The organism is Rhodococcus sp. LW-XY12 (genome assembly GCF_019317345.1).
GTDB classification, from domain to species: domain Bacteria; phylum Actinomycetota; class Actinomycetes; order Mycobacteriales; family Mycobacteriaceae; genus Rhodococcus; species Rhodococcus pyridinivorans.
Genome location: NZ_CP079225.1, coordinates 3,784,133 through 3,792,188, shown reverse-complemented (window position 1 = coordinate 3,792,188; position 8,056 = coordinate 3,784,133). Strand labels below are relative to the sequence as shown.

Sequence of the window (8,056 nt, the reverse complement as noted above, 5' to 3'; positions counted from 1 at the left end):
GGGGGCGGTGTCGCGTGCACAGCGTGATGCCGAGCGCAGGTTATTTCAGGAGGCTGACGTAGATGACGGGTGACATGGCGGGCAAGCCGGCGCTGGCGATCGAGGACCTTCCCCGGTTGCTCGCCGCCGTCGCGGAGATCGAACCCGACCGCGTCGCCCTCACCGACGGTGATACCCGTATCGGCTACGCGCGCCTGCGCGACGAGATCGCCACGCTCGACACCGCCATGGGCGGTGCGCTCGGTTTCGACGCGCTGTTCCCGGTCGTTCTGTCGAACATCGCGCCCGCTCTGCTGGGTGCTCCGGGTCTCGCGGGGGTGGTCGACGCCCTGCTGGCCGACGCCGTCGAGGTGCTCGGCGACGATGTGGCAGCACCGGCCACGGTCGATCCCGACACCCTCATGGCGCGTTTCGACGCCCAGGTGGCGCGGACCCCCGATGCGGTCGCTCTCGATTTCGACGGGCAGGCCCTGACCTACCGCGAATTCGACGCCCGCGCCAACCGTCTCGCACGTCACCTCATCGGTCTCGGTGTGGGCCCCGACGCACGTGTCGGTCTCGCCGTCCGTCGGTCGTTCGACCTGCTGGTCGGCATGTACGCGATCGTCAAGGCCGGTGGCGCCTACGTGCCGCTCGATCCCGACCACCCGGCCGACCGCCTCGCCTACGTCCTCGAGATCGCCGAGCCGGTCGCCGTCGTCACCACCGAGCGCGACGCCGTCGATCTCCCCGGTTCCGTCCCGGCGCTGACGATCGACACCCTCGACCTGTCCGAGGTATCCGACGAGCCGATCACTCCGGAGGAGCGCGGCGGCGCGCTCACGGCCGATCACCTCGCCTACGTCATCTTCACGTCGGGTTCGACGGGACGGCCCAAGGGCGTCGCCGTCGAGCACCGGGCGATCGTCGCGAACATCGACTGGCGTCAGTCCGAGTACGGGATGCGCGCCGACGACGTGGTGCTGCAGAAGACGCCGTTCACCTTCGACGTGTCGGTCTGGGAGTTCTTCTGGCCCCTGCAGGTGGGTGCCCGTCTCACGATCGCCGTGCCCGACGGGCACCGCGACCCTGCCTACCTCGCGCAGACGATGATCGAACGCGGCGTGACGATCGCGCACTTCGTGCCGTCGATGCTCGCCGTCTACCTCACCGAGTCCACCGCCGCGTCGGTGAGCACCCTCCGCTATGTCTTCGCGTCCGGTGAGGCGCTGCCGCCGCAGACCGTCGCCCGCTTCTACGAGATCTCCTCGGCGCGTCTGCACAACCTCTACGGGCCCACCGAGGCCGCGGTCGACGTCACCTACTTCGCGACCTCCGCCGACGACACCGTCGTGCCGATCGGTGCCGCCGTGGCCGACACCGGCCTCTACGTCCTCGACGAGGGTCTGCGCCCCGTCCCGGACGGTGTCGAGGGCGAGCTCTACCTCGCGGGCGTCCAGCTCGCGCGCGGCTATCTCCGTCGCCCCGATCTGACCTCCGATCGTTTCGTCGCCGACCCGTTCGGCGAGCCCGGCGACCGCATGTACCGCACCGGCGACCTCGTGAAGACGAACGAGGACGGGCAGATCGAGTACATCGGCCGTACGGACTTCCAGGTGAAGCTGCGCGGTCTGCGCATCGAACTCGGCGAGATCGAATCGGCGTTGCTCGACCACCCGGGCGTGCGGCAGTCGGTCGTCGTCGTGCACTCCGACCCCGCGCTCGGCGACCACCTCGTCGCCTACCTCGTCACCGACGGCCGCGACATCGAACGGTCCGAGCTCGCCGACGCCGTGCGCCGGCGCCTGCCCGACTACATGGTGCCGTCGCTGTTCGTCGAACTCGACGAGTTCCCGCTCGGCGGCAGCGGCAAGCTCGACCGGAAGGCCTTGCCCGCACCGGATTTCAGCTCCCTGCAGCGCGAATACCGCGCGCCGTCGACTGCTACCGAGCATGCCGTCGTCGCCGCTTTCGAGCAGGTCCTCGGCATCGAGCAGCTCGGTGTCGACGACGACTTCTTCGAACTCGGCGGCAACTCCCTGAGCGCGACGCGGGTCGTCGCGCGGCTCAGCGCCGATCACAAGGTCCGCATCGACGTCCGCGAGTTCTTCGACGCCCCGACGGCGGCCGAACTCGCCTCGCTCGTCGACGCCGCCATGGCCTCGGGTGGCGACGGACGCGCACCGCTGGTCCCGCAGGTGCGTCCGGAACTGGTGCCGTTGTCGCTCGCGCAGCAGCGGATGTGGTTCCTCAACCGCTTCGAACCGGAATCGGCGGTCAACAACATCCCCGTGGCGATCGGCCTGTCGGGGGCACTCGACGCGGCGGCCCTGCAGGCCGCGGTCACCGACGTGCTCGGCCGGCACGAGTCGTTGCGGACGATCTACCCGGACGTCGACGGTGTGGGCTACCAGCAGGTGCTGCCGGTGGACGAGGTGGTGCCCGACCTGACGCCGGTCCCGGTGGCCGAGTCCGATCTGATCGCCCGGGCCACCGAGATCGTCGGCACCGGCTTCGACGTGACGACGCAGGTCCCCTTCCGGGCCCGGCTGTTCGCCGTCACCGAGACCGGGACCGCGGCCGAGCACGTGCTGGTGCTGGTCGTGCACCACATCGCGTCCGACGGTTTCTCGATGGGTCCGCTGACCCGCGACGTCGTGACGGCCTACGCGGCCCGCGTCTCGGGTGACGCCCCGCAGTGGGAGCCGCTGCCGGTGCAGTACGCCGACTTCGCCATCTGGCAGCGGGAGGTGCTCGGTTCGGAGGACGATCCGGAGTCGATCATCTCCTCGCAGGTCGCGTTCTGGCGGGAGACCCTCGCGGGTCTGCCCGAGCAGCTCGACCTGCCGGCGGACCGTCCGCGACCGGCGGTCGCGAGCTACCGCGGTGCCTCGCACCGGTTCGTCCTGGACTCCGAACTCCGTTCCGCCGTCCGCGATCTCGCCCGGCGCACCTCCACCACCGAGTTCATGGTCGTGCACGCGGCACTGGCGGTGCTGCTGGCGCGTCTGTCGGGCACCGACGACATCGCGATCGGCACCCCGGTGGCCGGTCGTGGCGACGCGGCGCTCGACGATCTGGTGGGCATGTTCGTCAACACCCTCGTGCTGCGCACCCGGGTGGAGGGCGGCGAGTCGTTCGAGCAGGTGCTCGGCCGGGTGCGCGGCGCCGACCTCGAAGCGTTCGGGCACGCCGACCTGCCGTTCGAGCGGCTCGTCGAGATCATCGACCCCGAACGGTCGACGGCACGGCACCCGCTGTTCCAGGTGCTCCTCGCGTTCCAGAACCTCGATGCCGGCTCCCTCGAGCTGCCCGGCCTGACCGTCTCGGCGCTCGATGTCGACGTGGCACTGGCGAAGTTCGACCTGCAGGTCACCGTCTCGGACGACGCCACCGCCGAGGGTTATCTCGTCGAATTGACTTATGCCACCGATCTGTTCGACGCCCGGACGATGGAGTCCTTCGCCGAGCGCCTGGCCCGGATCCTCACCGCGGTCGTGACCGAACCCGCACTCCCGGTCGGTGATGTCGCGCTGCTCGACGATGCCGAGCGCACCGATGTGCTCGCCACGTGGAACGCCACCGAGCACGCACTCGGCGACGCCGGGACCCTCGTCGATCTGTTCGCCGAGCAGGTCCGGCGGTCGCCGGACGCGGTCGCGGTGGAGTTCGAGGGCGAGACGCTGACCTACGGCGAGTTCTCCGAGCGTGTGAACCGTCTTGCACGACACCTGATCTCGCTCGGTGTCGGTCCCGACGCGCGGGTGGGTCTGGCGATGCGCCGCTCGCTGGATCTGCTCGTCGGTATGTACGCGGTCGTTACGGCCGGTGGTGCCTACGTGCCGATCGATCCGGATCAGCCCGAGGATCGCAACGGGTACATCCTCGACATCGCCGCGCCCGTGGTGGTGCTGACCACCGAACGCGACGGATTCTCCGTGCCGGCCACGGCATCGGTGCCGTCGCTCGCGATCGACACCCTCGACCTGTCCGCGACACCGGCCGAGCCGGTCACCGACGCCGACCGCGTCGCGCCGTTGCGGCCGTCGAACACCGCGTACTCGATCTTCACCTCCGGTTCGACGGGACGCCCGAAGGGTGTGGCGGTCGCCCATGCCTCGGTCGTCAACCAGATCCGGTGGATCACCACCGAATACGGGATCGGCCCCGACGATGTGGTGCTGCAGAAGACCCCGTTCACCTTCGACGTGTCGGTGTGGGAACTCTTCGGCACCCTCGCCGTCGGTGCGCGCATGGTGATCGCGGTCCCGGACGGGCACCGCGACCCCGCCTATCTCGGCACCGTCATCCGCGAGCGCGCGGTGACGGCGACCTCCTTCGTCCCGTCGATGCTCGCGGTGTTCGCCGCGTCGGTGTCGCCCGACGACTGCGCGTCGCTGCGCACCGTGCTCGTCGCCGGTGAAGCCTTCCCGCTGTCGGTGGCCGAGCAGTTCTCCCGGAGCAGCGACGCCGAGCTCCACAACCTCTACGGCCCCACCGAGGCCACGGTGCACGCCACCGCCCGCCCGGTCGCAGGAACGACGGGTGGTTCCGTCGCGATGGGCGCTCCGGTGTGGAACACCCGCGCCTACGTGCTCGACTCGCGACTGTCGCCGGTTCCCGCCGGTGTCGTGGGAGAGTTGTATCTCGCGGGCGTGCAGGTGGCGCGCGGTTACGTCGGCCGCCCCGATCTGACCGCCGAGCGTTTCGTCGCCTCGCCCTTCGGCGAGGGTGAACGTCTGTACCGCACGGGCGACCTCGTGCGCTGGAGCAACGACCGCAGCGGAGATCTCGAGTACCTCGGCCGCACCGACTTCCAGGTCAAGCTCCGCGGTCTGCGTATCGAGCTCGGGGAGATCGAGACCGCGCTGCTCGACCACACCGGGGTGTCGCAGGCCGCCGCGCAGGTGCGCCGCGATCAGCTCGTCGCCTACGTGGTCCCGGCCCCGAACACGACCTTCGACCGCGACGCCGCGCAGGCCGCGCTGAGCGCGGTGCTCCCGGCCTACATGGTGCCGTCGCAGTTCGTGGTCCTCGACGAGATGCCGCTCGGCAGCTCGGGCAAGGTCGACCGGAAGGCGCTGCCCGACCCGGTCTTCGAGGCTCGCGGCTTCCGTGCACCCACGACCCCGGTCGAGGAGGTCGTCGCCGGCGTGTTCGCCGACGTCCTCGGTGTCGACCGTGTCGGGCTCGACGACGACTTCTTCGCCCTCGGCGGCAACTCGCTCATCGCGACGCAGGTCGTCGCGCGCCTCGGTTCCGAACTGGGAACCGTTGTGCCCGTTCGTGTCCTGTTCGAGGCGCCCGGCGTAGCCGCTCTCGCCGCCCGCGTCGAGCAGAGCGAGGCCCAGGGCCGCACGCCGCTCGTCGCACAGGAACGTCCCGAGCGGGTCCCACTGTCGCTCGCGCAGCAGCGCATGTGGTTCCTCAACCGCTTCGAACCGGAATCGGCCGTCAACAACATCCCCGGGGCGATCCGGTTGACCGGCGCCCTGGACGTCGAGGCGCTGCGCTCCGCGGTGGTCGACGTGCTCGGCCGGCACGAGTCGCTGCGGACGATCTACCCGGACGTCGACGGTGTGGGCTACCAGCAGGTGCTGCCGGTGGACGAGGTGGTGCCCGACCTGACGCCGGTCCCGGTGGCCGAGTCCGATCTGATCGCCCGGGCCACCGAGATCGTCGGCACCGGCTTCGACGTGACGACGCAGGTCCCCTTCCGGACCCGGCTGTTCGCCGTCACCGAGACCGGGACCGCGGCCGAGCACGTGCTGGTGCTGGTCGTGCACCACATCGCCGCCGACGGTTTCTCGATGGGCCCGCTCACTCGCGACATCGTCTCGGCCTACGCGGCCCGCGCCGCCGGCGGCGAGCCGGGATGGGAGCCGCTGCCGGTCCAGTACGCCGACTTCGCGATCTGGCAGCGGGAGGTGCTCGGCTCGGAGGACGATCCGGAGTCGGTCATCTCCTCGCAGGTCGGTTTCTGGCGGGACACGCTTGAGGGTCTGCCCGAGCAGCTCGACCTGCCGGCCGACCGCCCGCGCCCCGCCGTCGCCACCAATCGTGGTGCCCTGCACGAGTTCACCATCGACGAGACGCTGCACGACCGCATCGTCACGCTCGCCCGCGAACGCAACGCGACCCCGTTCATGGTGGTGCACGCCGCGCTGGCGGTGCTGCTGGCGCGTCTGTCGGGCACCGACGACATCGCGATCGGTACTCCGGTGGCCGGTCGTGGCGACGCGGCGCTCGACGATCTGGTGGGCATGTTCGTCAACACCCTCGTGCTGCGCACCCGGGTCGAGGGCGGCGAGTCGTTCGAGCAGGTGCTCGGCCGGGTGCGCGGCGCCGACCTCGAGGCGTTCGGCCACGCCGACCTGCCGTTCGAACGACTCGTCGAGATCATCGACCCCGAGCGCTCCACCGCGCGTCACCCGCTGTTCCAGGTGATGTTGTCGTTCCAGAACCTCGAGACCGGCTCCCTCGAACTTCCGCGGCTGACCGTCGAGGCCGTCGACCTCGACATCGCGACCGCCAAGTTCGACCTCCAGTTCGTCGTCACCGAGACGCCGACCGCGACCGGTGCCGCCGAGTACTCGGTGGGCTTGGCCTACGCCACCGATCTGTTCGACACCCGCACGGTCGAGCGCGTCGCCGAGCGCTTCGTCCGTCTCCTCGATGCGGTCACCGGTGATCTCTCCGTCGCTATCGGTGATGTCGACCTGCTCGACGATGCCGAACGCGTGCAGGTCCTCGAGCAGTGGAACGACACCGGCCGCGCGCTCGACGACACCTCGACCCTCGTGGATCTGTTCGCCGAGCAGGTCCGGCGGTCGCCGGATGCGGTCGCGGTGGAGTTCGAGGGCGAGTCGCTGACCTACGGCGAGTTCTCGGAGCGCGTGAACCGTCTTGCGCGGCATCTGATCTCGCTCGGTGTCGGTCCCGACGCGCGGGTGGGTCTGGCGATGCGCCGCTCGCTGGATCTGCTCGTCGGTATGTACGCGGTCGTTACGGCCGGTGGTGCCTACGTGCCGATCGATCCGGATCAGCCCGAGGATCGCAACGGGTACATCCTCGACATCGCCGCGCCCGTGGTGGTGCTGAGCACCGAACGCGACGGATTCCGCGTACCGGGGGAGAGGTCCGTCCCGAGCCTGCTCGTCGACACCCTCGACCTGTCCGCGACGGCGTCCGGGCCGGTCACCGACGCCGAGCGGACGTCTCCGCTGCGGGCGTCGAACACCGCCTACGTCATCTTCACGTCCGGGTCCACCGGGCGCCCGAAGGGTGTGGCGGTGCCGCACGGCGCGATCGTCAACCGCCTGCGCTGGATGCAGCACGAATACCCGCTCACCGGCGCCGACGTGGTGCTGCAGAAGACCCCGTTCACCTTCGATGTGTCGGTGTGGGAGTTCTTCTGGCCCTTGCAGATCGGTGCCCGACTGGTGGTCGCCGTGCCGGACGGTCACCGCGATCCGCGGTACCTGGCCTCGGTGATCGAGCGGCGCGGCGTGACCGTCGTGCACTTCGTGCCGTCGATGCTGGCGGTGTTCGTCGCCGAAGCGTCGGCCGACGAACTCACTTCGCTCCGTCACGTCTTCGCCTCCGGTGAGGCGCTCCCGCCCGCACTGGCCGCACGCACGCGGGCACTGTTGTCCGATGCCGGCCTGCACAACCTCTACGGCCCCACCGAGGCAGCCGTGGACGTGACCTACCACGAGGCCACCGACGCCGACACGGTCTCCGTGCCGATCGGCGCCCCCGTGTGGAACACCCGCGTCTACGTCCTCGACGAGCGTCTCGCGCCCGTGCCCGTGGGGGTCGCGGGAGAGCTCTATCTCGCGGGAGCTCAGCTCGCCCGCGGGTACATGCAGCGCCCCGACCTCACGGCCGAACGCTTCGTCGCCTCGCCGTTCGGCGACGGTGAGCGGCTGTACCGCACCGGCGACCTCGTGCGCTGGACGGAGGGCGCCGGCGAGCTCGACTACATCGGCCGCACCGACTTCCAGGTCAAGCTCCGCGGTCTGCGCATCGAACTCGGCGAGATCGAGACCGCGCTGCTCGTCCTCGACGAGGTCGA

General features: G+C 70.1%; 1 protein-coding gene (only partly in view). It reads left to right on the top strand.

Annotated features, from left to right (window positions below; translation table 11 throughout):
* Positions 1–62: 62 nt before the first annotated feature.
* Positions 63–8,056 carry the 5' portion of a non-ribosomal peptide synthase/polyketide synthase gene (locus KXC42_RS17510; RefSeq protein ID WP_219129325.1) on the top strand. The gene runs 21,595 nt beyond the window's last position, so only the first 7,994 of its 29,589 coding nucleotides appear in the window; its start codon is at positions 63–65; the stop codon falls past the right edge of the window.